Here is a 24,189-nt window from a genome sequence, read left to right as displayed (position 1 = left end):
GGACGGGGAGAGGGAGCGCACCGCTTGCGCGGCCTGATTTCTCGCATCCTACTCACAGCGGAGTGGGTGACACCGGGTCTCTTCTGGAGAAGTGAGTGGCTCTTTTTTGAGGAGAAGAGCCGAGACGCCCGAAACAAAAAAGGCCGCCGATTGCTCGGCGGCCTTTTTGTTGTTTGTTGATTGTCAAAGCCTCAGGCCGCAGTCGAGGCCTTCTGCTGCGCTTCGAGGGCCTCGTCCTTGCGGATCTCCGAGAGGCGCTTCTGCACCTCGGAGGAGAACACGTACTGCGCCGGGCGCTGCTTGGAGAGGTCGATCTCCGGCGCCATCGGGCCTTCGGTGCGGATGCCGCGCAGCGACACGGCCATCGCCTTGATCGGGTTGCTCAGCGCCGCATTGGCCGCGGTGGCCTCGTAGCCGCAATGCGCCATGCAGTCGGCGCACTTCTCGTACTTGCCGGTGCCGTAGGAGTCCCAGTCGGTGGTCTCCATCAGCTCCTTGAAGGTCTTGGTGTAGCCTTCGCCGAGGAGATAGCAGGGCTTCTGCCAGCCGAAGATGTTGCGCGCGGGCATGCCCCAGGGCGTGCACTCGAACTCCTGGTTGCCGGCGAGGAAGTCGAGGAACAGGCCGGAATGCATGAAGTTCCACTTCTTGCCCTTGCCGAGCTTGAAGACGTCGCGGAACAGCTGCTTGGTCTTGGTGCGGTTGAGGAAGTGCTCCTGGTCCGGCGCGCGCTCATAGGCATAGCCGGGCGACATCGTGACACCGACGCCGAGCTCGGTGGTGAAGTCGAGGAATTTTGCGATCTCCTCGGCCGGGTGACCGTCGAACACCGTGGCGTTGACGTTGACGGTGAAGCCGCGGGCCTTGGCGGCCTTGATCGCGGAGACGGCGCGGTCGAACACACCCTTCTGCGACACGGCCTTGTCGTGATGCTCGCGCAGACCGTCGAGATGCACCGAGAAGAACAGATAGGGCGACGGCTCGAACAGATCGAGCTTCTTCTCCAAGAGCAGCGCGTTGGTGCAGAGCGAGACGAACTTCTTGCGCGCGACCAGGCCGCGCACGATCTCGCCGATCTCCTTGTGGATCAGCGGCTCGCCGCCGGGGATCGCCACCATCGGCGCGCCGCATTCGTCGGCGGCGTCCCAGCACTCCTGCGCGCTCATGCGGCGGTTGAGGATCGCATCGGGGTAATCGATCTTGCCGCAACCGGCGCAGGCCAGGTTGCAGCGGAACAGCGGCTCCAGCATCAGAACGAGAGGATAGCGTTTGCGGCCGAGAAGCTTCTGCTTCATCAGATAAGCCCCGATACGCAGTTCCTTATGGAAGGGGATTGCCATTACGTCTCTTCTTTCTGGACCAAACAAGGACCGATCAACCCGCGACCAGCTCGGCCGGCAGGCGGAATTCGATGTTTTCTTCCCGCCCCGGGACCACCGCGACCTCGACAGGTCCGATGCGCCGCAGGGCCTCGATAACGTCGTCGACAAGCACTTCGGGAGCCGAGGCGCCGGCGGTGATGCCGACGGCCTTGGCCCCCTTCAGCCAATCCGGATTGAGCTCGCTGCCATCAGCGATCAGATAGCTGTCGATTCCGGCCTCGGTGCCGATCTCGCGCAGTCTGTTCGAGTTGGAGCTGTTGGCGGCGCCCACCACCAGGATAACGTCCACCAGCTTGCTTAAGTCCCTTACCGCAGATTGCCGGTTTTGTGTCGCATAGCAGATATCCCGGATATCGGGACCTTGAAGGTCTGTAAAGCGGGCCTGAAGGGCCGAAATGATGTCCTTGGTGTCATCCACGCTGAGCGTGGTCTGGGTAATATAGGCCATCGGGGTGTCGACGGGCAGGGGCAGGGCGGGCACATCTGCGGTATTCTGGACCAGATAGACCGGCCCGGGAACCTGCCCCATGGTTCCCTCGACCTCGGGATGGCCGGCATGGCCGATCAGCACCAGGGTCCGGCCCTTCGACACATAGCGCTTGCCCTGGTTGTGAACCTTGGTCACCAGCGGGCAGGTCGCATTGAGCACCGGGAGGTCGCGCGCGGCAGCCTCTTCCTCCACCGTCCGCGCCACGCCATGGGCGCTGAACACGGTCACGGCGCGCGGCGGCACTTCCGAGAGGTCCTCGACGAACACGGCGCCCTTGGCCTTCAGGCTCTCGACCACGTATTTGTTGTGCACGATCTCATGACGCACATAAACGGGGCGGCCATACTTCTCTAGCGCGCGCTCGACGATCTCGATCGCGCGCACCACGCCAGCACAAAATACCGCGCGGTTGCGCGAGATACACCTGCAAGGGACGTCCGTCAGCCACGTTGCCTCACTTTCGACCTGCCACCTCCGTGCGTGCGATGGGTTTGCAATATCCGCACCAAGCGATTGCCCCATTTTGCCCGCCGATGAGCATGGAAGCGCAGGGCTTTGTGTCAAAAATCGAGCAGATAGGAAAGCCGGTTTGCAACCCGCTCGCATGTGACCGCCGGCACACACCGGGTGAATGGTCTGAAGGTATTAGGGTAATGATAGATTAATTCAGTCAATTGAGTAGGTTATGATCTCACTCGTTCGTCACTTTACCGCCGAGAACAGCCGCTATATCAGCCGCCCCGACGGTTCCGTGCATCGTTCCACCTGATCCGCCGTCCAGGGACCATCCTCGTCTCCGAAGACTGGGTCAGACCCGGCTGGAGCCTGCTCCGAGCTGGCGCTGGCCTGGGAACTCCGCCATGAAGCGGACGTTTCCGCCCAGCTCTTTTAAACATTAGAAAGTCACGAAGTGCTGACAACGTTTGTCGTCTCGATCGTCAAGGCCTGCACCCGGTTTGCGTGGCCGACATTGATTGTGGGCCTGCTCTTGTCGGTGGGCGCGGGGGTCTACACGGCCCGCCATTTCTCCATCAACACCGACATTAACAAGCTGATCTCTCCCGATCTGGACTGGCGCAAGCGCGACCAGCAATACGAGCAGGCGTTCGATCGTGACCGCATGATCCTGGGCGTGGTTGAGGCGGCGACGCCGGAGCTGACCGGCGTGGCAGCGGACGCGCTGGCCAACAAGCTGAAGGGCGACACCGCCAACTTCTCCTCGGTCGAGCTGCTTGGCGGCGGCGAGTTCTTTGCCAAGAACGGCCTGCTGTTCCTGCCGACCGATCAGGTGAAGCAGCTCACCGAGCAGTTCGCCGCAGCCGCGCCGCTGGTCGAGATCATGGCCGGCGATCCCTCGATCCGCGGCCTGACCGGCGCGCTGGAGACTGGCCTTGCCGGCGTCAAGCGCGGCCAGGTCCAACTCGACAATGCCGCGCGGCCGTTCGACTACATCTCGCAGACCGTCGAGACCGTGCTCGACAAGGGCGATGCGACCTTCTCCTGGCGCCAACTGATCTCCGACAAGCCGCTCGCCGACAGCGACAAGCGCGCCTTCATCCAATTCAAGCCGATCCTCGACTACCAGGCGCTGGAGCCGGGCAAGGCCGCGACCGACGCGATCCGCCAGGCGGCCGCCGAGCTCGATTTCCCGAACCGCTTCCATGCGCGCGTCAGGCTGACCGGGCCGGTGCCGATTGCGAACGAGGAATACGCCACCGTGCAGGAGGGCGCCGTGACGAACGGCATCGGCACTGTGGTGGTCGTGCTGATCATCCTGTGGCTGGCGCTGCACTCGGCCAAGATCATCTCGGCGGTTTTCATCAACCTGTTCATCGGCCTCGCCCTCACCACGGCCGTCGGCCTGATGATGGTCGGCTCGCTGAACCTGCTGTCGGTCGCCTTTGCCGTGCTGTTCATCGGCCTCGGGGTCGATTTCGGCATCCAGTTCAGCGTCCGCTACCGCTCCGAGCGTTTCAAGAACGACGATCTGCCCGAGGCGCTGGCCGAGGCTGCGCGCCGCTCAGCGGTGCCGCTGTCGCTCGCCGCGATGGCCACCGCTGCCGGTTTCCTGTGCTTCCTGCCGACCGACTACAAGGGCATCTCCGAGCTCGGCGCGATCGCCGGTGCCGGCATGATCATCGCCTTCCTGTCCTCGATCACGGTGCTGCCGGCGCTGCTCAAGATCCTCAATCCGCCCGGCGAGAAGGAGCCGGTCGGCTACGCCTTCCTGGCGCCGGTCGACCACTTCCTGGAAAAGCACCGCGTGCCGATCATCGTCGGCACGCTGGGCCTGGTCATCGCCGGCCTGCCGCTGCTCTACTACATGAAGTTCGACTTCAACCCGATGAACCTGCGCAACCCGCACGCCGAGTCGATTGCGACCTATCTGGACCTGCGCAAGGATCCGAACACCGGCGCCAATGCCATCGACGTGCTGACGCGTTCGGAGGCCGAGGCGAAGGCGATCGAGGCCAAGCTCGAGAAGGTGCCCGAGGTGGCGCGGGTGATGTCGCTCGACAGCTTCGTGCCCGAGGACCAGCAGACCAAGCTGAAGCTGATCGCGCAGGGCGCGAAGGTGCTGGGGCCCGCGCTCAATCCCGACCAGATCGACGCCGCGCCGACCGACAAGGAGAATATCGACGCGCTGAACTCGACCGTCGACAACCTCCGCCGCACCGCAGGCGACGGCAAGGGCCCCGGCGCCGTCGCGTCAAGGCGCCTGGCCGACGCGCTCGCCAAGCTCGCCGGCGCCACCGAGGCGGTGCGCAACAAGGCGCAGGACGTGTTCGTCGAGCCCTGGAAGATCACGCTCACGCAGCTCGGCGCCGCGCTGCAGGCCCAGCCGGTGACGCTCGCCAACCTGCCGCCCGAGCTGGTGTCGCAGTGGAAGAGCAAGGACGGGCTGATTCGGGTCGAGGCGCAGCCGAAGGGCGATCCGAACGACAACGACAATCTCCGGCGGTTCGCCAATGCCGTGCTGAGCGCCGAGCCAAACGCGATCGGCGGTCCGGTGTCGATCCTGAAGTCGGGTGACACGATCGTGAAGGCGTTCATCCACGCCGGCATCTACTCGCTGGTCGTGATCAGCCTGCTGCTGTGGGTCACGCTGCGCCGCTTCTCCGACGTGCTGATGACGCTGGTGCCACTTTTGGTGGCCGGTGCCGTCACGCTCGAGATCTGCGTGCTGATCAAGCTGCCGCTCAACTTCGCCAACATCGTCGCGCTGCCGCTGCTGCTCGGCATCGGTGTGGCGTTCAAGATCTACTACGTGGTGGCGTGGCGCGGCGGCCGCACCGACCTGCTGCAGACCAGCCTGACACGGGCGATCTTCTTCAGCGCGCTGACGACGGCGACCGCGTTCGGCAGCCTGTGGCTGTCGAGCCATCCCGGCACATCCAGCATGGGCAAATTGCTGGCGCTGTCGCTGGTGACGACCCTGGCCGCGGTGCTGCTGTTCCAGCCAGCGCTGATGGGCAAGCCCCGCGAGGTGCATGAATAGGGCGAACTATTCGCAACAAGAAAAAAGCGGCCGATGCAAATCGGCCGCTTTTTTGTTCGGTGGAAGCTTGCGTCAGCGCGGGCGCGCGACCTCCGGCAGCAGGCAGATGTCGCCGACCTGATCGGCGGGCTTGCCCGCAGCCGGCTTGGCTGCGGCCATCGCGCCACTGCCGACGCCGGTCGTGGTCTTGGGCGCGGGAGCAGGGGCCGGCGCAATTGGTTTTTGCGTACCTTTCGCCATGCTGTTGACCGGGCTCGACGGGATCGGAGGACCGACGCGCGTCCAGGTCTCGCCGCCGCAGAGGAATCCGAGCACGCAGCCCTGGATCTCCAGGTGATCCGGATCGGTCGGCGTGATCGTCGAGGCGTACAGCTTGCCGTCCTTGGCGTTGTAGACTTGGCCTTCCCAGGCCTCCGCGCCGGCCTTCTTCTTCATGTCGATCAGGATCGGCATGCCCAAGGTCGGCCGGCTCTGCCGCGACGGGTCGGGATTGTTGACGTCACGCCCGCCGGGGGTCTTCTCCCAGGCCACCACGCCCCACATGCTGCCATTGCATTGTGCGACTCGGATATTCGCGACCCCGTCGGCCACCCGCCAGTCGCCCGTCGGATCGGCCGCGAAGGCAGAAGAAATTCCTGCGGCGAACACCACTGCGGAGTATGCTATCGTTGTCGACATGAGAGATCTAAGGCGATGCAACATTGGCAGAAACCCGTGCTTGCTTTGATGGTGCGAATGAGGGCAAAACGCCGCATTGCGCGTTTTCAGTTGACGTCACGTCCATCAACCGAAGTATGTAGCCGATGCTAAAGCCCAATATAGACGTTTCCGAGATGTTTGTGGAGCGCCAGGCGCAGCGCAGCACCATGCATTCTCGGCATCTGAACGAGCAATTGGTCCGCGTCCTCAAGACGATTGGGTATGATGTCGGGTTCCAAAAGGGACAAGGGCAGTATCTCTACGACCGCGATGGCGCCCGTTACCTCGATCTACTCAGCGGTTTTGGCGTCTTTGCAATCGGGCGCAATCACCCGACCCTGCGTGATGCGCTGAAAAGCGTTCTCGACAGCGATTTGCCGAACCTCGTTCAGCTCGACGTCTCCACGCTCGCGGGTGTTCTTGCCGAGCGGCTGCTGGAATATGTCCCGTATCTGGACAAGGTCTTCTTCGCGAATTCCGGTGCGGAGACCGTCGAGGCGGCGATCAAATTCGCGCGGGGTGCCACGGGCCGGCCGGGCATCGTGTATTGCGGGCATTCCTATCATGGCCTCACCTACGGCGCGTTGTCGCTGACGGATGATTCGAACTTCCGCACCGGCTTCGAGCCGCTGCTGCCGGGATGCACCGCCATCCCGTTCAACGATCTCGCCGCGCTCGAGCAGGCGCTCTCATCACGCGAAATTGCAGCGTTCATCGTCGAGCCCATCCAGGGCAAGGGCGTCAACATGCCCTCCGACGAGTTCCTGCCAGGGGCGGCCGCGCTCTGCAAGAAGTACGGCACGATTTTCATCGCCGATGAGATCCAGACCGGCATGGGCCGCACCGGCCGGTTCCTCGCGGTGGAACACTGGAACGTCGAGCCCGACATGGTGCTGCTGTCGAAGGCGCTGTCAGGCGGCCATGTGCCGGTCGGCGCGCTGCTGACGCGCAAGGCGATCTTCGACAAGATCTTCAACCGCATGGATCGTGCTGTGGTGCACGGCTCGACCTTCGCCAAGAACGACCTCGCGATGGCCGCCGGTATCGCCACCCTCGAGGTGCTCAAGGCCGAGAAGCTGGTCGAGGCGGCCGCCAAGCGCGGCGCCGAGCTGCGCCTGGCGCTGACGCGGATGGTGCCCGGCTACGAGCTGCTCAAGGAAGTGCGCGGCAAGGGCCTGATGATCGGCGTCGAGTTCGGCCCGCCGAAATCGCTCCGCCTCAAGGCCTCCTGGACGATGCTGGAGAGCGCCAACAAGGGCCTGTTCTGCCAGCTCATTACCGTGCCGCTGTTCAAGGACCACAAGATCCTGACCCAGGTCGCTGGCCACGGCCTCCACACCATCAAGCTGCTGCCGCCGCTGACCATCACCGAGGAAGACTGCACCTGGATCGAACGCGCCTTCGACGACGTCATCGCCCAGAGCCACAAAGTCCCCGGCGCGATCTGGTCGCTCGGCAAGACCCTGGTCGACAACGCGATCCGCAAGTCGGCGTGAGCCGGTGAATATGGAGGGTGGGCAAAGGCGCGAAGCGCCGTGCCTACCATGTGATCTCCCGTTTCGGTGGGCACGCTTCGCTTTGCCCACCTATCGCCACAACAGCTCATAGCCAGCCGCGTTTGCGCTGCCGGATACAGTGCCCTCTCCCCTTGCGGGAGAGGGCATCGCCGGCTCATCCAAGTTCTCGATTGGGTGAGGGGTATCTCAACGCGAGCGACGCGTGTGGAAACATACCCCTCACCCAACCGAGCTTGCTGCACTTTCCTACATGCCCTCTCCCGCAAGGGGAGAGGGCGCATTCACTGACACCGCGTCTGATCGTCTCTTTCGGGCTTAGTGCGTCGACGGGTCGTCTCGGTACTACTCATCCTTTCCCGCTTACCCACCCATCGCGCGCTCGAAGCGCTCGCCGAACTCGTTCAGCTCCTCGGCATTGATGTCGCTCACGGCCCAGTAGCTCAGCCGGCGGTCGCGCCACGAGCGGATATTGAAGCCTTGTAGCGCGTCCAGCCGCGGTGCTCGGCGTTCGGTCGAGGACGTCTGCGCGACGAACAGATTGATCACGTGCTGGCGGCGGCGATAGACCACGGCGCCGATCGCGCGCGCATCGACATAATCGAGCCGGCCGCCGATCAACGTGAAACCCTCGGCCGTGAGATCGATCACCGGCGGTGCGACGTCGAGCTTGCCGTTGAACCACGGCTTGACCGTGTGCTGGTCGGTCGAGATCACGTCGGTGAGGTGGCCGGCCTGCAGCGAGCGCAGATGCGCCGAGACGATCTCCGCCTCGATGCGCTGCTGATCGTCGTTGCGCAGCACGATGGCGATAAGGCCGGTGGCGGCGAGCGCCGAGACGGCCGACCCCATGGCGAAGCCCCTCAGCAACGAGCGACGGCTCGGCGCGGCAACGGGCGGCGTCACGTTCGACGGCTGCGCCGGCGGCAGCGCCGCCTCGATCCGCTGGCGCAGGGCGGCCGGTGCCTTGAAGCTCAGGTCGGTGCTCGCCAGCGCCTGCTTCATCTGCCTGATGGCGGCGAGGTCGGCGGCGCAGCGCGGGCAGGTCGCCACATGAGCCTCGACCTCACGGGCGTGGCCGGCGTCGAGCTCGTTGTCGGCCAGCGCGTGGATCAGGATCTCGGCTTCGTCGCAGGTCATCATTGTGGCTCCTCCTGCGCGAGCCAGGCGGCGCGCAGCATCGCGCGGGCGCGGGCGAGGCGGGACATCACGGTGCCGACCGGCACGCCGGCGGCTTCCGCAATCTCGCGATAGGACAAATTGTTGATCTCGCGCAGCACGAAGGTCTCGCGAAACGGCTCGGCTAAGGTCTCGATCATGGCGCGGATGGCGGACGCGTCGCGCTCGCGCAGCACCGTGCCCTCCGGAGTCTCGGCGGTCTCCTGCCAGATTGGCGCCTGCTCGACAGCGTCAGGCGTATCGTCGAGCGTCTTGACCGGCGCGACCGCGCGGCGTGCGAATTCGGCATGGCAGACATTGCGCAGGATCGCGAACAGCCACGGCTTCATCGCAGGGCCGCGATAGGTGTGGAAATGCTTGAGCGCGCGCAAGTAGCATTCCTGCACCGCGTCCTCGGCGTCGGCCGGATTGCGCAGCAAATAGCGCGCCAGCGTGTAGACGTCGTCGAGATAAGGCAGCGCCGCCTCGCGGAAGCGCCGCGCCCGCTCGGGATCGTCAGGCGATGTGCTCACCGGCGTCCTTTCCGGTTCGGGGCGCAGCATCACGGCCGGAGCGGCGGCTTGCCGCAGGCCCGGCCATGACGCTGCTCTCATGCCCTGGTTCGTCAGGCTACTCAACCTTGACCATCCCTGTCATGTGCGGATGCAGCGAGCAGAAGTACTTGTAGTCGCCGCTCGACGTGAAGGTGAATGAGAAGCTGTCGTCAGTATCGAGCGTCTTCGACCTGTATTTGCCGGCCGACACCACGGTGTGCGGGATGTCGTCATGGTTGGTCCAGGTCACGGTATCGCCGACCTTCACTTTCACGTCGGCCGGCGTGAAGGTGAAATTGTCGATGGTGACCTTGACGGTCTCGGCGTGCAGCGGCGCGGCGCCGAGCACGGCGGCGGCGATGAGGGCGAGGCGGATGCTTCGCCCCCGCGAGACAAGCTTGATCATGACGCAGTCCTTCAGCCCGCCAGCGGCGTGTCGATGATGGCGAGGCGCTCGTCGCCGAGCTTGAAGTCGATGCTGGCGATGCCGAGCAGGCTGCGCAGCCTGGCATCCTCGACCTTCATTGGGCCGGGCGAGGGCGCCGTGCCCGGCGCCGGCTGCGGGAACGCGGTCGAGCGCGCAGTGTGGAAGGTGACGTTGCCCTCGACCTTCTGCATCACCTGATGGATGTGGCCATTCAGCACCGTCACCGAGCCGAAACCCTTGAGCATGTCGAGCGCGCGGCCGCCATCCTCGGTGCCCCAGCCCCATTGCGGATACACCGTCCACAGCGGGATATGCGCGAACACGACGATCGGGGTCGATCGCGAACGGCCCTTCAGGTCCTGCTCCAGCCAGGCGAGCTGCTCGGCGCCGAGATTGCCCAGGCCGCCAGCCTTGAGATCGACGACGTTGACGAGGCCAATGAAGTGCACGCCGCTTGCGTCGAACGAGTACCAGCCGGCACCGCGCGTGCCCTTGCCGTAGCGCTCCTTGTAAAGCTTGACGTCCTCGTCGAGGAAATCATGCTCGCCCGGCACATAGTGCACGTCGAGCCTTGTCTGCGAGATGATGCGGTCGGCATCGTCGAACTCGGCCGCCTTCGACAGATGCGAGATATCGCCGGTATGGATCATGAAGGCCGGCTTCACCGGCATCGCCTTGATGCGATTGACCGCTTCCTCCAGCGTGCCGATCGCATTGGGATTGGCCGGCTTGTCGAAGCCGACATGGCTATCGCTGATCTGCAGGAAGGTAAGGCCGGTGGCCTTCTGCTCAGCCGCGCGCGCGGCCTCGACGAGGCCGAGCGAGCGTGGCACGCCGCCGGCCAGCGTCCAGAGCACGCCGGTGCCGGCCCATGTCATGCATTCCAGGACCTTGCGGCGGCTGTGGCTGCCGTCATCATGATTGTCGAAGCTCATCGTGCTCTCCCGTCGCCCTCACTGGGCTTGCGGAGGAGGAGAGCGGTTTCGCGGCGGGTTTATTCCCGGCGTCCCGCATCTGGCTCGGCATTGACGCGTTCGTGATCGCGCGGGTCGCAGGCAAGGCTCGGATTGTTCAAGCAGGATGTCATCCGTTCTAGATTTTGAACGGTATAAAGAAACTCATGGCATTGCTGATCCCTGGACCCGACGTTGATGCATGAGCGTGTGATTTCAACCCAGCCACGGACCGAGGCGGCCGACGGCCGCATCGTCGCGCTCGACCGCGCCCGCACCTTCATCACACTGTCGGTCGTTCTCTATCACTCCGCGATCAACTACACTTATTTCGGGCAGGGCGGCGACCGCATGCACTGGCTCGGCTTCGATCTCGTCGCGCTGTTCAACGACAGCTACTTCATGTCGTGCATGTTCTTCATCTCCGGCCTGTTCGTGCCGGCGAGCCTGGCGAGGCGGGGCGCCTCCGACTATGTCGGCCGCCGCGCGCTGCGGCTCGGCGTGCCCTACATCGTCTCGATCTTCGTCATCATGCCGATCGCCTATTACCGCTACTACGTCGCAGAGGATCAGTTCACGACGGTGTGGTGGCGGATGATCAGCGAAGGTCCGTGGCCGTCGGGCTCGGCCTGGTTTCTCGGCGTGCTCTTGATCTTCGATCTGCTCGCTGCTCTCACATGGGCTGTCGCGCCGCGCATGATCCCGGCGCTCGGACGCTGGGCCGGCGCGCTGCTGCGTTATCCACTCACGGGCTTTGTCGTCTTCCTCGCCATCGCCAACGCCGCCTATCTGCCGCCGCATCTCGTCTTCGGCGACGGGCTGTGGTTCATGCCCGGCCATTTCCCGCTGCCGCTGCAAGCGAGCCGCGCGCTGCTCTATCCGACGTTCTTCGTCGCCGGCATCGCGATCGGTGCCGCCGGCCTGCGCACCGGCCCGTTCGCGCAGGACAGCGCGCTGGTGCAGCGCTGGGCGATCTGGTTCGCTCTGTCCTATGGCTGCTACGGCCTGGTCCTGTTGCTCGCCTATGCCCATCACAATTGGATCGCCGATTTCGATTCTCCGCCGCTGTGGTGGCGCGCGGCCTACGGGAGCGCCGTCGCAAGCTTCTGCGCGTCGATGGCATTCGGCGTGCCGACCTTCTTCCTGCGCTGGGCGCGTGCGCCGCTGTCGCTGATGGACCGCATGCAGCCGTCGGCCTACGGCATCTATCTGCTGCACTTCCTGCCGCTGCTCTGGCTGCAATATCTGGTGTTCGATCCGGCGTGGCCCGCGGCGGTGAAATTCGCAATCGTGCTAGTGGGGACGCTGGCGGTGAGCTGGTTGGCCGCCGCGCTGTTGCGGCGAATTCCGCTGGTCGCGCGGATCATCTAGGTCGTGCGATGATCTGTAGGGTGGGCAAAGGCGGGCCGTGATGTCGGCTGTTCGCGATGAACTCGCGCGCGCCGTGCCCACCATCTTGCCGCGGAGTCTGCCGTAAGACGGTGGGCACGCGCCGCCTTTCGGCGTCGCTTTGCCCACCCTACGTTTTTGCGGCATGAAGTGACGACAGGCGGATGACGGTGCGGACGTTATTCCCACTGTCCTGCATCGCGTCCGATGGTCGCGCGCTGTCAGAGAAGTGTCAGCTTGGGCCGCTAAAACGCTGCCGGTTCGCGCGGCGTAAGCGTACAGCCATCGTCAGGAGTTCGATCTCGCGTCATGCCGCTCGCGACAGGCGAGCGGCATGGAGATCGTCAACGCCCATCCTCCAAAATCATCGACGCCGCCTTGTCCGCGATCATCGCGGTCGGCGTGTTGGTATTGCCTGACGTGATCGTCGGCATGATCGAGGCGTCGGCGATGCGCAGGCCGTCGAGGCCGCGGAAGCGCAGCCGCTCGTCGACCACCGCCATCGGATCATCTGCCGTGCCCATCTTCGCCGTGCCGACGGGATGGAAGATCGTCGTGCCGATGTCGCCGGCGGCCTTGGCGAGCGCGGCGTCATCGTCGCCGACGGCGGGACCGGGGAGATACTCCTCAGGCTTGTAGGCCACCAATGCGCTCTGCTTCATCAGCCGCCGCGTGACGCGGATGGCGTCGGCGGCCACCTGGCGGTCGTCCTCGGTCGCCAGATAGTTCGGCGCGATCGATGGCGCCTCGTCGAGCTTGGCCGAGCGGATGCGCACCGTGCCGCGCGAGGTCGGGCGCAGATTGCAGGCGCTGACGGTGATCGCCGGGAAGCGATGCAGCGGATCGCCGAACTTGTCGAGCGACAGCGGCTGGACGTGAAACTGGATGTTGGCGCGGTCGCGCCTTGGATCCGAGCGCGTGAAGATGCCGAGCTGCGACGGCGCCATCGTCAGCGGACCCCGGCGGCGGAGCGCGTAGTCGACCCCCATCAGCCCACGCTTGACCAGTGAGTAGTACGTCTCGTTCAGCGTCTTGACGCCTGACACCTTGTAGATCGCGCGCTGCTGCAGATGGTCCTGCAGATTGCGCCCGACGCCGGGCTTGTCGATGACGACATCGATGCCGAGCTCGCCGAGCCACTCGGCCGGGCCGATGCCCGAACGTTGCAGCACCTGCACCGAGCCGATCGAGCCGGCGCTGAGGATCACCTCGCCCTTGGTGCGCGCCTCGATGGTCTCGCCATTCTGCCGGAAGCGCACGCCGACCGCGCGGCCGTTCTCCACGATCAGGCGATCGACGTGAACGTTGGTTTCGAGCCGGAGATTGTGCCGGTTCAGCGCGGGCTTGAGGAAACCGCGTGCCGACGACCAGCGCCGGCCGCGCTTCTGGTTGACGTGGAAATAGCTGATGCCTTCATTGTCGCCGGTATTGAAATCCGGGATGCGGCGGATGCCCATCTGCTCGGCAGCATCGCCGACGGCGTCCAGCACCGCCCAGGACAGCCGCGGCGCCTCGATCCGCCAGCCGCCGCCGACGCCATGGTGCTCGCTCTCGCCGAGAAAATGGTCCTCCAGCCGCCGGAACACCGGCAGCACATCGGAATAGGACCAGCCGGCCAACCCAAGTTGGCGCCAATGGTCGTAGTCGGCGGCCTGGCCGCGCATCGAGATCATCGCGTTGATCGCCGAGCTGCCGCCGATCACCTTGCCGCGGGGATAGGCGAGGGAGCGGCCGTTCAGCCCGGGCTCGGCCTCAGTGCGAAACATCCAGTCGGAGCGGGGATTGCCGATCGCGAAGAGGTAGCCGACCGGAATATGGAACCAGATCCAGTTGTCATTGCCGCCGGCCTCGAGAATCAGCACCCGGTTCCGGGGATCGGCGGACAGGCGGTTGGCGAGGATGCACCCGGCGGTGCCGGCGCCCACCACGATGTAGTCGAAATCCCCCGCGAGCTGGCGTCCCATCGGCATTCCCTTCCCAATCTTTGGGCCAGCTTTTAGTCAGCCGGGAGGGCGCGGGACAAGCGTCCCGTTCATGGCTGGTTGACCGAGCCATGAGGCTTGCGCAGCCCCCAGCTTGGGCGGTGTGACTTTTGCATGCTAGAACGGCTCAAATCCCTTCTGGAGTTACGAGATTCCCCATGCCCATCGTCAACCGCGTCGCCGATCTGCAGCCCGATATCCAGGCCTGGAGGCGTGACATCCATTCGCATCCCGAGCTGCTCTATGAGGTGCACCGGACGGCCGCCTTCGTTGCCGATCGGCTGCGCGAGTTCGGCTGCGACGAGGTGGTGACGGGTCTCGGCAAGACCGGCGTGGTCGGCGTCATCAAGGGCCGCAAGCCCGGCAATGGCGACGTCAAGGTGCTCGGCCTGCGCGCCGACATGGACGCGCTGCCGATCGAGGAGATCACCGGCCTGCCTTATGCCTCCAAGACCCCGGGCATCATGCATGCCTGCGGCCATGACGGCCACACCGCGATGCTCTTGGGCGCCGCGCGCTATCTCGCGGAGACCCGCAACTTCGCCGGCGAGGTCGCCGTGATCTTCCAGCCGGCCGAGGAGGGCGGCGGCGGCGCCGACGCGATGATCAAGGACGGCCTGATCGAGCGTTTCAAGATCGACCAGGTCTACGGCATGCACAACGGTCCGGGCCTGCCGGTCGGCGCGTTCGCGATCCGCCAGGGGGCGCTGATGGCCTCGACCGACTCGGTCGACATCACCATCGAGGGCCATGGCGGTCACGCCGCCAAGCCGCACAATTGCATCGACTCGCTGATGGTCGGCGCCCAGCTCGTCACCGCGTTGCAGCAGGTCGTCGCCCGCAATGTCGATCCGCTGGAAGCAGCCGTGCTGTCGATCTGCGAGTTCCACGCCGGCAATGCCCGCAACGTGATCCCGCACAGCGCAGTGCTGCGCGGCACGGTGCGCACGTTGACGCCGAAGATCCGCGAGCTGATGGAGAAGCGGGTACGCGAGGTCGTGGCCGGCGTGGCCCAGATGACCGGCGCCAAGATCGACCTGGCCTACACCCGCGGCTATCCGGTCGTGGTCAATCACGCCGAGCAGACCGAGATCGCCATCCGCGCCGCCAAGGAGGTCGCGGGCGACGCCAACGTCCACGAGATGCCGCCGATGATGGGCGGCGAGGATTTCGCCTACATGCTGGAGGCCCGCCCCGGCGCCTTCATCTTCGTCGGCAACGGCGACTCGGCCGGCCTGCATCATCCCGCTTACAACTTCAATGACGAGGCGATCGTCTACGGCACCTCGTTCTTCATCAAGGTGGTGGAGAACACGCTGGCGGCGTGAGCGCGGCGAACCGCCGCCGCGCCGAAACAGGTCGCGCGACGTTCGCGCTCGATGAGCCATCGAACGATCGCGTGGCCGGCCTGCTCTGCGATTTGAAGAGCCTGATTCCGCACCATTGATCTTGCATCTGCGAGATCCCCGGCGACCTGCTCATTTTGAGCAGGTCGCCGCTTGTGCGATTTTGCGGGATGTGGATACCCACGCTTCAAAACGTTGCGTGGGGGGCGTCATGTTCGATCCCGGACTGTTTCGTCTGGACGGCGAGATTGCCGTCGTCACCGGCGCAGGCGCCGGAATCGGCAAGGCCATTTCGGAATGCTTTGCAGCGGCCGGCGCCAAGGTGGTGGTGAGCGATCTCAAGGCGGAGGCTGCCGAGCAGGTCGCGGCCGGGATCAAGCAGAGCGGCGGGCAGGCGATCGGCCTGGCCTGCAACGTGACCGCCGAGGCCGACCTCACCGGCGTCGTCGCTGCGGCCGTAAAATCATTCGGTGGCCTCACCATTCTCGTCAACAATGCCGGCGGCGGCGGGCCCAAGCCGTTCGCGATGCCGATGGACGATTTCCGCTGGGCCTATGACCTCAACGTATTCTCGCTGTTTCGCCTGACGCAGCTCGCGGTGCCGCATATGGAGCAGGCGGGGCACGGCGCGGTGCTCAACATCTCCTCGATGGCCGGCGAGAACAAGAATGTGCGGATGGCCTCCTACGGCTCGTCGAAAGCCGCGGTGAACCATCTGACGCGCAACATCGCCTTCGACCTCGGCCCCAAGGGCATCCGCGTCAACGCCATCGCGCCGGGCGCGATCAAGACGGCGGCGCTCGGCTCGGTGCTGACGCCGGAGGTCGAGCGCGCGATGCTCAAGCATACCCCGCTCGGCCGGCTCGGCGAGGCCACCGACATCGCGCATGCCGCGCTGTTCCTGTGCGCGCCCGCATCGAGCTGGATCAGCGGCCAGGTGCTGACCGTCTCCGGCGGCGGCGTGCAGGAGCTCGATTGAGCGCCGGCCCGAGCTCATCCCATCATCGCAAAGCAGGAAGGCTGCCCATGACGTTCGATGCGTTCGCGGAATTCCGCATGACCGGTCACAGCGCCATCATCACCGGCGGGGCGCAGAACATCGGTGCCGGCATCGCCCGCACATTGTCCGGCGCCGGCGCCAAGGTGATGATCGCCGATCTCAACGGCGACAAGGCCAAGGAGACGGCAGCCGCGATCGCGCGCGAGACTGGCCATGATTGCCGCGGCATCGCCTGCGACGTGACCCGGGAGGATCACATCGCCGCCGTCGTCGCTGCGACCGCGGAGGCGTTCGGCGGCATCTCGACGCTGATCAACAATGTCGGCTGGGGCGGCGTGCATCCCGATCCCCTGGGGATCAGCGAGGCCGACATGATCGCCTCCTACAAGCTCAACACGATCAGCGCCTACCGCATGAGCATGGCCTGCCTGCCGCATCTCACCAAGGCCAGTAACCCGACCATCACCAATTCCGGCTCGTTCTCATCGGCCGTGCCGGCCTATGACATCCTCGCTTACGCGACCGCCAAGGCCGCGCTCAACCAGATGATGGTGAGCCTTGCGCACGCGCTGGCGCGCAAGGTGCGCGTCAACTCGATCCTCATCGGCACCGTCATCACGGCCGGCTATGAGTCCGCCGGCATCGACGAGGCGACGCAACAGAGGATGATGCATCCGGACACGCTGACCGGTCGGCCCGGCCGCCCCGAGGACGTCGCCAACGCCATGCTGTGGCTGTGCTCGCCGGCGGGCGCGTGGATCAGCGGCCAGACCATCAACGTCCATGGCGGCGGCGCCGTCGTGCGGCTGTTCGGCCATTGAGGAACGCAGATGATCGCGCTGCGACGACCGCTCGCACTGACTCTCGTGACGCTCCTGAGCCTTGTGCGGGTTGCGGCGGCGCAGGAGCAGGCCCCGGTGAACGACAAGCAGATCGCCGTGATGCTGCTGGTCGATTACGGCCGCTCCTATGGCTATCAGGTGATGATGGCGCGCATCCAGCTGGACCGCGACCGCGCCCAGTTCGAGCGCGACGCGACCCTGCTCAAGCAGAAGCAGGAGCTCTACGAGCGCAAATCGATTCCGCTGGTGGAGCTGGAGATCGCCCAGCTCAAGGACACCTGGAACAAGGCCCAGCTCGTCGTCGCCGAGAAGAATCTCGCTTATGTCCAGGCCGAGTACCAGGCCATGGTGCAGCTCGCCAAGCATTTCGGCGGCGTGCCACAGACCACCGACGCGATCTACGCTACCTTCCGCAAGGGCTGGGAGGCCGGCTGCGAGAAGGGGCCCGACGAGGTTGCCGCCACCAAGGCGCGGCTCGACTTCATGGAGAAGGTCGTTGCGCGCGCCGAGCAATTGTACCGGCAGCGCAATGAATCGCTGTCATCGCTGCTCGACAAGCAGGCGCAGCTCGGCATCGCCCAGGCCGAATACCAGAACCGCGCCCCCTCGCTTGAATCCTGCCGTAAGCTGCTGTTTCCGAGCCTCGAGGAGATCATGGCGATCAAGCCGTGAGCGGGGGAGGCCCATCGGGATGATCGTCTCGGATGTTGCTGTGGTCAGCGCTGGTCTGGTGATCACTTAGGGGCTGAGCGCAACGTCTTCGAAGAGTGAGACTGCCTTCCGGATCGTTCTCCGACCGCTAATGGCTGAGCAGCACCGGCAGCGCGATGGACGTTGCCAGCATGTCGCGCGCGGCGCTGCCGAACACGAACGCATCCCTGGCCGATGCGCCGGCCGCGCCCATGACCAGCAGGTCGCAACCCGACTGAGTAGCGTAAGCGTGCAGTGTCGCCGCGACCGCTGCGCGCTCGCCGCGAACGATGGTTGCCTCTACGCGAACGCCCCAACGCGCGAGATGCTGGGTCATCGCCGCAGGTGAGGGCTTCAGGTCGGCCGCGCCGCCGTCGGCGATCGACAGCAGCGTCACCTGGTCTGCCCGCTGCAGCAGCGGCAGCGCGTCATGGATGGCGCGGACCGCCGCGCGCGAGGCGTCCCAGCCGACCAGGACCTTCCGGATGGCGGTGGCCCGGCGATCGGGGGGAACGATGATCACCGGGCGGCCGCTGCCGAACAGCATGGCCTCGACCAGGCCGGCCCGCATTGTCGCGCTCGTGCCGAACACATCGATCAGGGCGACGTCGCGGAGCTTGAGGTGGTCGACGGCGGCTGCGCGCAGCGCGGCCGTCTCCGCCGGCGCATCGAGCGCGGTCATCGTCACCTCGGCTTCGGCCGCGCTCGCGCCGAGCCGGCGCATCGCCTCCGCGATCGGAGCAGCCGCCGGCTCTTGTCGCCATCCAAGCTGCATGTTGTCCGGCGGCGGTGGGCGGTCGTCGCGCTCCAGCGCAGCGACCATGACCGACAGCTGTGCTGTGAGTTGTTTCGCCAAAGCCAACGCCATTGGCGCGGCGCCGCCTTGTCCCTCGAACCAGTCGGGGCGTGCGATCAGCAGCAGGTCCTTCATGGCCATCTCCCTCAACTGCAAGGAGCATAGCATGACGGATGGCGGCCTCCGAGCCCGGCGTGATCAAACTGGGCAGCCCGGCGTTGCATGCCGCAGCCGCGTCTGGAATTGTTGCGTCATCCGCGGGACGGAAGAAGGCGTTGCAGATCATGCGTTCGAGTCATGCTTGGTTCGTCGCCATCGAGACCCTGGGCATCGTCTCGTTCGCAGTCAATGCGATGATCGTCGCCGACGCCAAGAGACTGTCGGCGCTCGGCATCTTCGCCTGCGCCTTCGCGGCCGCGTTCGGCGGCGGCACCTTGCGCGACCTGCTGCTGGGGCCGGCGGCGCAGCCCTTCTTCTGGATCGTCTATCCGCTCGAAGTGGTCGCGGTGTTCGCGGTGGCGATGCTCTATGCGCATGTCGCGCTGGTCAAACGGCTCATCGCAAGGCGCGACAGGGTGATCAGGGAAAGCGCGGAGGCGATTGCGCTGGCCTCGTTTGCCGCGCTCGGCGCCACCAAGGCCTACGCGATCCTGTCGCTGTCGATCGGTCCCGGTGTGCTGGCCACGGCGCAGCTCTTCATCCTGTGCGCGCTGATGGGGGCGATCGGCTCCGGCTTCGGCAGCATCATTCGCGACGTCTTGATCAACGAAGTCCCGGCGACGCTGCGCCCCCGCCACTGGATCCTCGAGGCGGCCTTTCTCGGCGCGGGCGTGGTGGCGGCGATGCGGCTGCTCGAGGTGCCGCAAGCCTGGGCCATCCTCGCCGGCTTCCTGGCGACGCTGCTCATTCGCGCGATCGCCATCCTATCGGTGCGCGGAGGGCATGATCGCGTGACGTCTGTCCCTGATGATGCCGGCGTTGCCGCGGAGTGAGCACGCCGCGTGGTGGCGTGAGCCGCCGCTACTCGTTCAGCGTCTTGGCCTTGAGCTGGATCTCGCGGTCCGACATCACGACCGTGAAGCGGCTCAGGAACGACATCCCGAGCAGGCCGTCGATGCCGTCGCCGATGCCCTTGGCGGCGATGATGGTGGGAACGCCGGAGGCGGAGACGCCGGCGAGCTTGACGCTGTCGACGGTCGCCAGATTGGCCGAGGTGGTGCCGTTGGCGGTCTGGATTTCGACCGGGTCGGTCTTGAACATCTGCGGCTTGGCCTTGTCGGCGAAGCCGCGGGTGAGCATGACGAAGCTCGCGCCGGTGTCGATGACGAAGGTGCCGGTGACGCCGTTGATCTGGACCTTGGCGGTGGTGACGCCGCTGGAGCGGCGCGGAATGCGGGCGGTGCCGGTGGCGTAGACCTGGGTGCAATTGCCCTTGGCCGCCAGCGTGGCGATGCGGCGGAGCAGCGGCTGGGTCGAGCGCTTCTCGCTGTCGAGCGCGATGTAGGTCTGGATCGGGCCGATCGCCTCGCACGGGCGGTCGAGCTTCTCGTAGCTGTCGGACATGCTGGTGAACACATCGGACATGATCATCTTTGCATCGGGCATCAGGCTGATCATGGTCGTGTAGTCGTCGATCGACGCCGCATAGCGCTTCAGAGCCTGCTCGGCCCGGGCGCGTATCACATAGGGCTTCTGCACCTCGGGACGGCGCCCGATCACCTCGGAGCTCAGCCGGATCGCCTTGTCATAGTCGCCCAGCAGATAATACAGCTCGCCGGCGCGGGCGCGCTCGGCGGTGCTTTCCGGGCAGCTGTCGGCGAAGCCGTTCAGGAGGTCAGCCGCCAACCGGGTCTCGCGCCGCTCCTCGAGCGCGACGGAGGCGTGGAAGGCGGTCTGCTTGTCGCATGGCTCCTTCTGCAAGGTGGCGAGCAGGCTGCTCAGCTTGGCGCCGCTCTCGAGGCCGGCCGGAAGGGGAGCAACGCGGTAGCGTTGGTAGAGGCCGGTGAATCGGCTTTCCGCCCTGGCCTCCGCTGCCGTCGCAGGCCGATCGGGCTCCGCCACCGCCGAGCTGCGGAAGGTCTGGATGACCTGATCGACCGGCGCGGCGAAATCGGGCCGCAGCAGATAGAGGCTGCCACCGCCGACGGCCACGGCCATGATCAGGCCGAGGAAGATCCGCGGCAGCAGGCTGCGCCGCTCGATGAATTCGGTCGTGCGATGCTCGCCGGGCTTGAAGTCGTTCGGGGGAGTGGCTGTCGGGCTTGCCGCCGCTTGATCATCCGTCATCGCCCCTGCCTCGACCCCAACCTCTTCCGCGACCGCAGCCACGTGATCCCCCACATGCATGTGAATGCCGAACGCGGTTGCCAAGATCAAGCATGACGAGCTCTCGCCGCGCGTGGACGATCTCGATCAGCTCATGGTTGCATTGTCGAGGCGAGACGATGGAGGAAAGTTGACCGGCGCTCGGCGGCGGGCAGCGCGCGTCGCTCAAGCAGCGTGCGCGCGCTTGAGCGCGGCGGCGGCGATCTTCAGGTCCTTAACGAAGAGCTCGTACTCCCGCGCCTTGGCCTCCGCGTCGGGGAGCCGCAACAAATAGGACGGATGCACCGTGATCATCGCCTTGGACCCCTCGGGCAGCTCGACGATGTGGCCGCGGTTCTTGGTGACCTGGGTGATCTTGCCGAACACCGCCTGAGCGGCCGTCGCGCCCATCGCCACGACCAAAGCGGGGCGAACGGCCGCAAGCTCGCGCTCGTACCATTGCCGGCAGGCCTTGATCTCCGGTGTCGCCGGCTTCTGGTGCAGCCGGATCTTGCCGCGGGGGACGAACTTGAAGTGCTTCACCGCATTGGTGACGTAGACCTTGGAGCGGTCGATGCCGGCTTCCTCGAGCGCGCGGTCGAGCATCTGGCCGGCGGGGCCGACGAAGGGATGGCCGGCAAGGTCCTCCTTGTCGCCGGGCTGCTCGCCGACCAGCATCAGCGGCGCGTGCTCCGGGCCCTCGCCGAACACGGTTTGCGTCGCGTCCTTCCACAGCGGGCAGGCGCGGCAGCCGGCGGCTTCTTCACGCAAGGTCTGAAGATCGGTCGCCTCGACATCACGTGAAGTCTGAGCGGCAGCAGGCGCGTGCGCTTTCGGCTTGCGGGTCATCGCGGTCTCCTCGACGCGTTTCTGCGGCTTGTGCGGCTCGGTGCCTTCATCGGCGATCATCATGGATGTGCGCCGGCTGGCTTCCGCGATCAGCGGCTGGATCAGCTTCGCCTCGGGCAGGTTCTGCCAATATTTCTTCGGCATCTCCTTCTCCATCGCCTTCACTTTCAGCCGCGCCGGATTGAAAATGCTGGCGTAATAGCGCAGCCAGACCTCTTCGAGCCGGTCCTCGGTCGGCGCTTCAGCCTTGCTCACACCCGGGGTGAAGGAGACCCGGCTGCCGTCCCAATGCGCGCAGATCTCCGGCGTCAGGATCGACCAGGGCATGTCGGCAAAGCGGCGGGCGAAGAAGGGAGCGGCGCGCTCGACGATGTGGTGCTCCGGCTCGAACCAGGCGACGTAGCGCGCGTCGCGCTCGCGGCCGACCTCGCGGAAGCGGACGAAGGCGTGCATCTTGTGGACGTCGCGGCGCACGGCGCGCGCCAGCGCGTTGGCCTGGGCGACATCGGGATCGGTCGCGATATCCATCAGGTCGTGGTTGGTGCGCAGACGCCACAGCAGCCGGTAGAGCAGGGCGAAGCGATTGGGATCGCTGTGCAGGATCGCGCTTTCGGCCAGCTCCATGAAGCTCGCAGGCACCGAGAAGGCGCCCTTGGGCACGTCGGGGAGGCGTGACTCCGACTGATCGTCGAACAGATCGGCCGTCGCGCCCTTCACCCGCCAGCTCACATCGGCGGCCCTGACGTCGTTCATCGCCAGCGCCCGCGCCGCCTTGCGCCAGCCATCGAAATCGGTGTCGCTGTCGAGGGTTACGACGTGCATTTGTCTCCTCACGTCATTGCGAGGAGCGGAGCGACGAAGCAATCCAGGGTCGTCGTGTCGCCCCTGGATTGCTTCGGGGCTTCGCCCCTCGCAATGACGACTTGGCTAAAATCCAAATCCCAGCTGCTGCGGTTTCGGCCGCAGCCGGGCCCTGAGGCTGGCGCCGTCCAGCAAAGACGGCGACGGCCGGTGGTCTGACAAAACGATGAACGGCAGCGCCTTGTTCCGGATCACATTGAGCTGGGCCAAATCAGCGAAGCGGATCGTCGTGGTGCGGCGGGTGGCGAGGATGCGCTGCACGGTGCGGGTGCCGAAGCCGGGCACGCGCAGCAGCTCCTCGCGGCTGGCTGTGTTGATGTCGAGCGGGAAGCGGTCGCGGTGGCGCAGCGCCCAGGCGAGCTTGGGGTCGATGTCGAGCGGCAGCATCCCTTCGTTCTCCTCGACGATTTCATTGGCATCGAAGCCATAGAACCGCATCAGCCAGTCGGCCTGATACAGCCGATGCTCACGCACGAGCGGCGGGGCCTGCAGCGGCAGGGCGCGGCTGGCATCGGGGATCGGGCTGAAGGCCGAGTAATAGACCCGCTTGAGCTTGTAGGCGCCGTAGAGATTGGCCGAGGTCGACAGGATGGTGCGGTCATTGGCGGCATCGGCGCCGACGATCATCTGCGTGCTCTGGCCGGCCGGCGCGAAGCGCGGCGGCTTGGCCCGGCGCACCGTCTTTTTCGCCTCCGCCGTCTCGTCGAGCTTGAGCCGGAGACGGCCCATGGTGCGGCGGATCGCGCGCTGGTCCTTCTCCGGCGCCAGCTTGGTGAGGCTGTCCTCCAGCGGCGTCTCGATGTTGATGCTGAGCCGGTCGGCATATTTGCCGGCTTCCGCGATCAGCGCCTCGTCGGCCTCGGGAATCGTCTTCAGATGGATGTAGCCGCGGAAGCGATGCTCCTCGCGCAGCTTGCGCGCGACGGAGACGACTTGCTCCATCGTGTAGTCCGGGCTGCGGATGATGCCCGACGACAGGAACAGCCCCTCGATGTAGTTGCGGCGATAGAAGTCGATCGTCAGCTTCACCACCTCGTCGACCGTGAAGCGGGCGCGCGGCACGTTCGAGGAGGCGCGGTTGACGCAATACAGGCAGTCGAAGTTGCACGCATTGGTCAGCAAAATCTTGAGCAGCGAGATGCAGCGTCCGTCCGGTGCATAGGAATGGCAGATGCCCATGCCCGGCGAGGTCGAGCCGAGCCCCTTGCCGTCGCGGGAATCCCGCATCTCCGTACCGCTGGAGGCGCAGGACGCGTCGTATTTGGCGGCATCGGCCAGGATCTCCAGTTTGCGCAGCAGCTCCATGCTTTTGAATCCCTTTGATTCCACTCGTTGAATCCGGACCGGGGCAATCCCGATTGACTCTCTCGGACGCGTTAGCTTTATATTAGAACACATCATGAACAAAGAGGTTCGTCGCGGGTTCAACAGCCAGCTTTTCTTTTGAGAACGGC

The 24,189-nt window shown here is 65.4% G+C and carries 20 protein-coding genes and 1 pseudogene; 9 read left to right on the top strand and 12 right to left on the bottom strand.

Annotation, left to right across the window (positions count from 1 at the left end):
* Positions 1–191 precede the first annotated feature (191 nt).
* Both hpnH and ispH read right to left on the bottom strand, forming a co-directional pair.
* A complete protein-coding gene (gene hpnH, locus ACVILH_RS29635) occupies positions 192–1,340 on the bottom strand; it encodes an adenosyl-hopene transferase HpnH (protein WP_456716050.1) in 1,149 nt (382 codons plus the stop codon).
* Between the two features lie 34 nt (positions 1,341–1,374).
* Positions 1,375–2,302: pseudogene (gene ispH / locus ACVILH_RS29630) on the bottom strand (4-hydroxy-3-methylbut-2-enyl diphosphate reductase).
* 480 nt (positions 2,303–2,782) lie between these two features.
* Here ispH and hpnN point away from each other — a divergent pair.
* A complete protein-coding gene (gene hpnN, locus ACVILH_RS29625) occupies positions 2,783–5,371 on the top strand; it encodes a hopanoid transporter HpnN (protein ID WP_456716049.1) in 2,589 nt (862 codons plus the stop codon).
* A gap of 72 nt (positions 5,372–5,443) precedes the next feature.
* Here the strand turns inward: hpnN and ACVILH_RS29620 are convergent, their stop codons facing one another.
* Complete coding sequence (locus tag ACVILH_RS29620) at positions 5,444–6,073, bottom strand: DUF2147 domain-containing protein (RefSeq protein ID WP_456716048.1); 630 nt, start codon at positions 6,071–6,073, stop codon at positions 5,444–5,446.
* Positions 6,074–6,174: 101 nt separating this feature from the next.
* Here ACVILH_RS29620 and hpnO point away from each other — a divergent pair, with 101 nt between their 5' ends.
* Entirely contained in the window at positions 6,175–7,566 is a 1,392-nt protein-coding gene (hpnO, locus tag ACVILH_RS29615) for an aminobacteriohopanetriol synthase HpnO (protein ID WP_456716047.1), read from the top strand.
* Between the two features lie 381 nt (positions 7,567–7,947).
* Here the strand turns inward: hpnO and ACVILH_RS29610 are convergent, their stop codons facing one another.
* The 4 genes from ACVILH_RS29610 to ACVILH_RS29595 all read right to left on the bottom strand — a co-directional run bounded on the left by ACVILH_RS29610 (position 7,948) and on the right by ACVILH_RS29595 (position 10,658).
* Positions 7,948–8,724 carry an anti-sigma factor gene (locus tag ACVILH_RS29610; RefSeq protein ID WP_456717103.1) on the bottom strand — a complete coding sequence of 259 codons (777 nt, stop codon included), beginning with the start codon at positions 8,722–8,724 and terminating at the stop codon, positions 7,948–7,950.
* Positions 8,724–9,275: a sigma-70 family RNA polymerase sigma factor gene (locus ACVILH_RS29605; protein ID WP_456716046.1), complete on the bottom strand. Its 552-nt coding sequence runs from the start codon at positions 9,273–9,275 to the stop codon at positions 8,724–8,726. The genes ACVILH_RS29610 and ACVILH_RS29605 overlap by 1 nt, the downstream gene beginning before the upstream one ends.
* A 97-nt stretch (positions 9,276–9,372) precedes the next feature.
* Positions 9,373–9,702 carry a cupredoxin domain-containing protein gene (locus ACVILH_RS29600; protein WP_456716045.1) on the bottom strand — a complete coding sequence of 110 codons (330 nt, stop codon included), beginning with the start codon at positions 9,700–9,702 and terminating at the stop codon, positions 9,373–9,375.
* A gap of 11 nt (positions 9,703–9,713) precedes the next feature.
* Positions 9,714–10,658 carry a metallophosphoesterase family protein gene (locus ACVILH_RS29595; RefSeq protein WP_456716044.1) on the bottom strand — a complete coding sequence of 315 codons (945 nt, stop codon included), beginning with the start codon at positions 10,656–10,658 and terminating at the stop codon, positions 9,714–9,716.
* Between the two features lie 216 nt (positions 10,659–10,874).
* On the opposite strand from ACVILH_RS29595, the gene ACVILH_RS29590 reads away from it, so the two are divergent.
* Positions 10,875–12,047, top strand: coding sequence for an acyltransferase family protein (locus tag ACVILH_RS29590; protein WP_456716043.1), 1,173 nt, complete (start codon positions 10,875–10,877; stop codon positions 12,045–12,047).
* Positions 12,048–12,409: 362 nt separating this feature from the next.
* Here the strand turns inward: ACVILH_RS29590 and ACVILH_RS29585 are convergent, their stop codons facing one another.
* On the bottom strand, positions 12,410–14,029 hold the full coding sequence (locus tag ACVILH_RS29585; protein WP_456716042.1) for a GMC family oxidoreductase: 1,620 nt from the start codon (positions 14,027–14,029) through the stop codon (positions 12,410–12,412).
* A gap of 176 nt (positions 14,030–14,205) precedes the next feature.
* On the opposite strand from ACVILH_RS29585, the gene ACVILH_RS29580 reads away from it, so the two are divergent.
* The 5 genes from ACVILH_RS29580 (at position 14,206) to ACVILH_RS29560 (ending at position 17,907) form a co-directional block, all read left to right on the top strand.
* Positions 14,206–15,375, top strand: a complete 1,170-nt coding sequence (locus ACVILH_RS29580; protein ID WP_456716041.1) for a M20 aminoacylase family protein — start codon at positions 14,206–14,208, stop codon at positions 15,373–15,375.
* The gene (locus ACVILH_RS29575; RefSeq protein WP_456716040.1) at positions 15,372–15,494 is read left to right on the top strand and encodes a hypothetical protein; all 123 of its coding nucleotides are present in this window, start codon (positions 15,372–15,374) and stop codon (positions 15,492–15,494) included. The genes ACVILH_RS29580 and ACVILH_RS29575 overlap by 4 nt, the downstream gene beginning before the upstream one ends.
* A 110-nt stretch (positions 15,495–15,604) precedes the next feature.
* Complete coding sequence (hdhA, locus tag ACVILH_RS29570) at positions 15,605–16,372, top strand: 7-alpha-hydroxysteroid dehydrogenase (protein ID WP_456716039.1); 768 nt, start codon at positions 15,605–15,607, stop codon at positions 16,370–16,372.
* 47 nt (positions 16,373–16,419) lie between these two features.
* On the top strand, positions 16,420–17,214 hold the full coding sequence (locus tag ACVILH_RS29565) for an SDR family oxidoreductase (RefSeq protein WP_456716038.1): 795 nt from the start codon (positions 16,420–16,422) through the stop codon (positions 17,212–17,214).
* A 9-nt stretch (positions 17,215–17,223) separates the two neighbouring features.
* Entirely contained in the window at positions 17,224–17,907 is a 684-nt protein-coding gene (locus ACVILH_RS29560) for a hypothetical protein (protein WP_456716037.1), read from the top strand.
* 127 nt (positions 17,908–18,034) lie between these two features.
* Here the strand turns inward: ACVILH_RS29560 and ACVILH_RS29555 are convergent, their stop codons facing one another.
* Positions 18,035–18,856: a universal stress protein gene (locus ACVILH_RS29555; protein ID WP_456716036.1), complete on the bottom strand. Its 822-nt coding sequence runs from the start codon at positions 18,854–18,856 to the stop codon at positions 18,035–18,037.
* A gap of 149 nt (positions 18,857–19,005) precedes the next feature.
* Between ACVILH_RS29555 and ACVILH_RS29550 the strand changes: the two genes are divergently transcribed.
* Positions 19,006–19,713 (top strand): trimeric intracellular cation channel family protein, encoded by a 708-nt coding sequence (locus ACVILH_RS29550; RefSeq protein ID WP_456716035.1) that lies wholly within the window; start codon positions 19,006–19,008, stop codon positions 19,711–19,713.
* A gap of 28 nt (positions 19,714–19,741) precedes the next feature.
* Here ACVILH_RS29550 and ACVILH_RS29545 read toward each other — a convergent pair whose 3' ends face one another.
* From ACVILH_RS29545 to ACVILH_RS29535, 3 genes are all read right to left on the bottom strand, one after another.
* Positions 19,742–21,007: a TIGR02281 family clan AA aspartic protease gene (locus ACVILH_RS29545; RefSeq protein ID WP_456716034.1), complete on the bottom strand. Its 1,266-nt coding sequence runs from the start codon at positions 21,005–21,007 to the stop codon at positions 19,742–19,744.
* A gap of 204 nt (positions 21,008–21,211) precedes the next feature.
* The gene (locus ACVILH_RS29540; RefSeq protein WP_456716033.1) at positions 21,212–22,696 is read right to left on the bottom strand and encodes a UdgX family uracil-DNA binding protein; all 1,485 of its coding nucleotides are present in this window, start codon (positions 22,694–22,696) and stop codon (positions 21,212–21,214) included.
* A gap of 105 nt (positions 22,697–22,801) precedes the next feature.
* On the bottom strand, positions 22,802–24,040 hold the full coding sequence (locus ACVILH_RS29535) for a putative DNA modification/repair radical SAM protein (RefSeq protein WP_456716032.1): 1,239 nt from the start codon (positions 24,038–24,040) through the stop codon (positions 22,802–22,804).
* Positions 24,041–24,189 lie beyond the last annotated feature (149 nt).

It is taken from the genome of Bradyrhizobium sp. USDA 4353 (assembly GCF_054063215.1).
The sequence above is the reverse complement of the archived record's forward strand: the minus strand, read 5'-3'. Positions and strand labels throughout refer to the sequence as shown.

Coding starts and splice junctions, on each gene's coding strand:
- hpnH (WP_456716050.1), bottom strand. CDS start 1,340: ATGGCAATCCCCTTCCATAAGGAACTGCGTATCGGGGCTTATCTGATG.
- ACVILH_RS29620 (WP_456716048.1), bottom strand. CDS start 6,073: ATGTTGCATCGCCTTAGATCTCTCATGTCGACAACGATAGCATACTCC.
- hpnO (WP_456716047.1), top strand. CDS start 6,175: ATGCTAAAGCCCAATATAGACGTTTCCGAGATGTTTGTGGAGCGCCAG.
- ACVILH_RS29610 (WP_456717103.1), bottom strand. CDS start 8,724: ATGACCTGCGACGAAGCCGAGATCCTGATCCACGCGCTGGCCGACAAC.
- ACVILH_RS29600 (WP_456716045.1), bottom strand. CDS start 9,702: ATGATCAAGCTTGTCTCGCGGGGGCGAAGCATCCGCCTCGCCCTCATC.
- ACVILH_RS29595 (WP_456716044.1), bottom strand. CDS start 10,658: ATGAGCTTCGACAATCATGATGACGGCAGCCACAGCCGCCGCAAGGTC.
- ACVILH_RS29590 (WP_456716043.1), top strand. CDS start 10,875: ATGCATGAGCGTGTGATTTCAACCCAGCCACGGACCGAGGCGGCCGAC.
- ACVILH_RS29585 (WP_456716042.1), bottom strand. CDS start 14,029: ATGGGACGCCAGCTCGCGGGGGATTTCGACTACATCGTGGTGGGCGCC.
- ACVILH_RS29580 (WP_456716041.1), top strand. CDS start 14,206: ATGCCCATCGTCAACCGCGTCGCCGATCTGCAGCCCGATATCCAGGCC.
- hdhA (WP_456716039.1), top strand. CDS start 15,605: ATGTTCGATCCCGGACTGTTTCGTCTGGACGGCGAGATTGCCGTCGTC.
- ACVILH_RS29565 (WP_456716038.1), top strand. CDS start 16,420: ATGACGTTCGATGCGTTCGCGGAATTCCGCATGACCGGTCACAGCGCC.
- ACVILH_RS29560 (WP_456716037.1), top strand. CDS start 17,224: ATGATCGCGCTGCGACGACCGCTCGCACTGACTCTCGTGACGCTCCTG.
- ACVILH_RS29555 (WP_456716036.1), bottom strand. CDS start 18,856: ATGAAGGACCTGCTGCTGATCGCACGCCCCGACTGGTTCGAGGGACAA.
- ACVILH_RS29550 (WP_456716035.1), top strand. CDS start 19,006: ATGCGTTCGAGTCATGCTTGGTTCGTCGCCATCGAGACCCTGGGCATC.
- ACVILH_RS29545 (WP_456716034.1), bottom strand. CDS start 21,007: ATGACGGATGATCAAGCGGCGGCAAGCCCGACAGCCACTCCCCCGAAC.
- ACVILH_RS29540 (WP_456716033.1), bottom strand. CDS start 22,696: ATGCACGTCGTAACCCTCGACAGCGACACCGATTTCGATGGCTGGCGC.
- ACVILH_RS29535 (WP_456716032.1), bottom strand. CDS start 24,040: ATGGAGCTGCTGCGCAAACTGGAGATCCTGGCCGATGCCGCCAAATAC.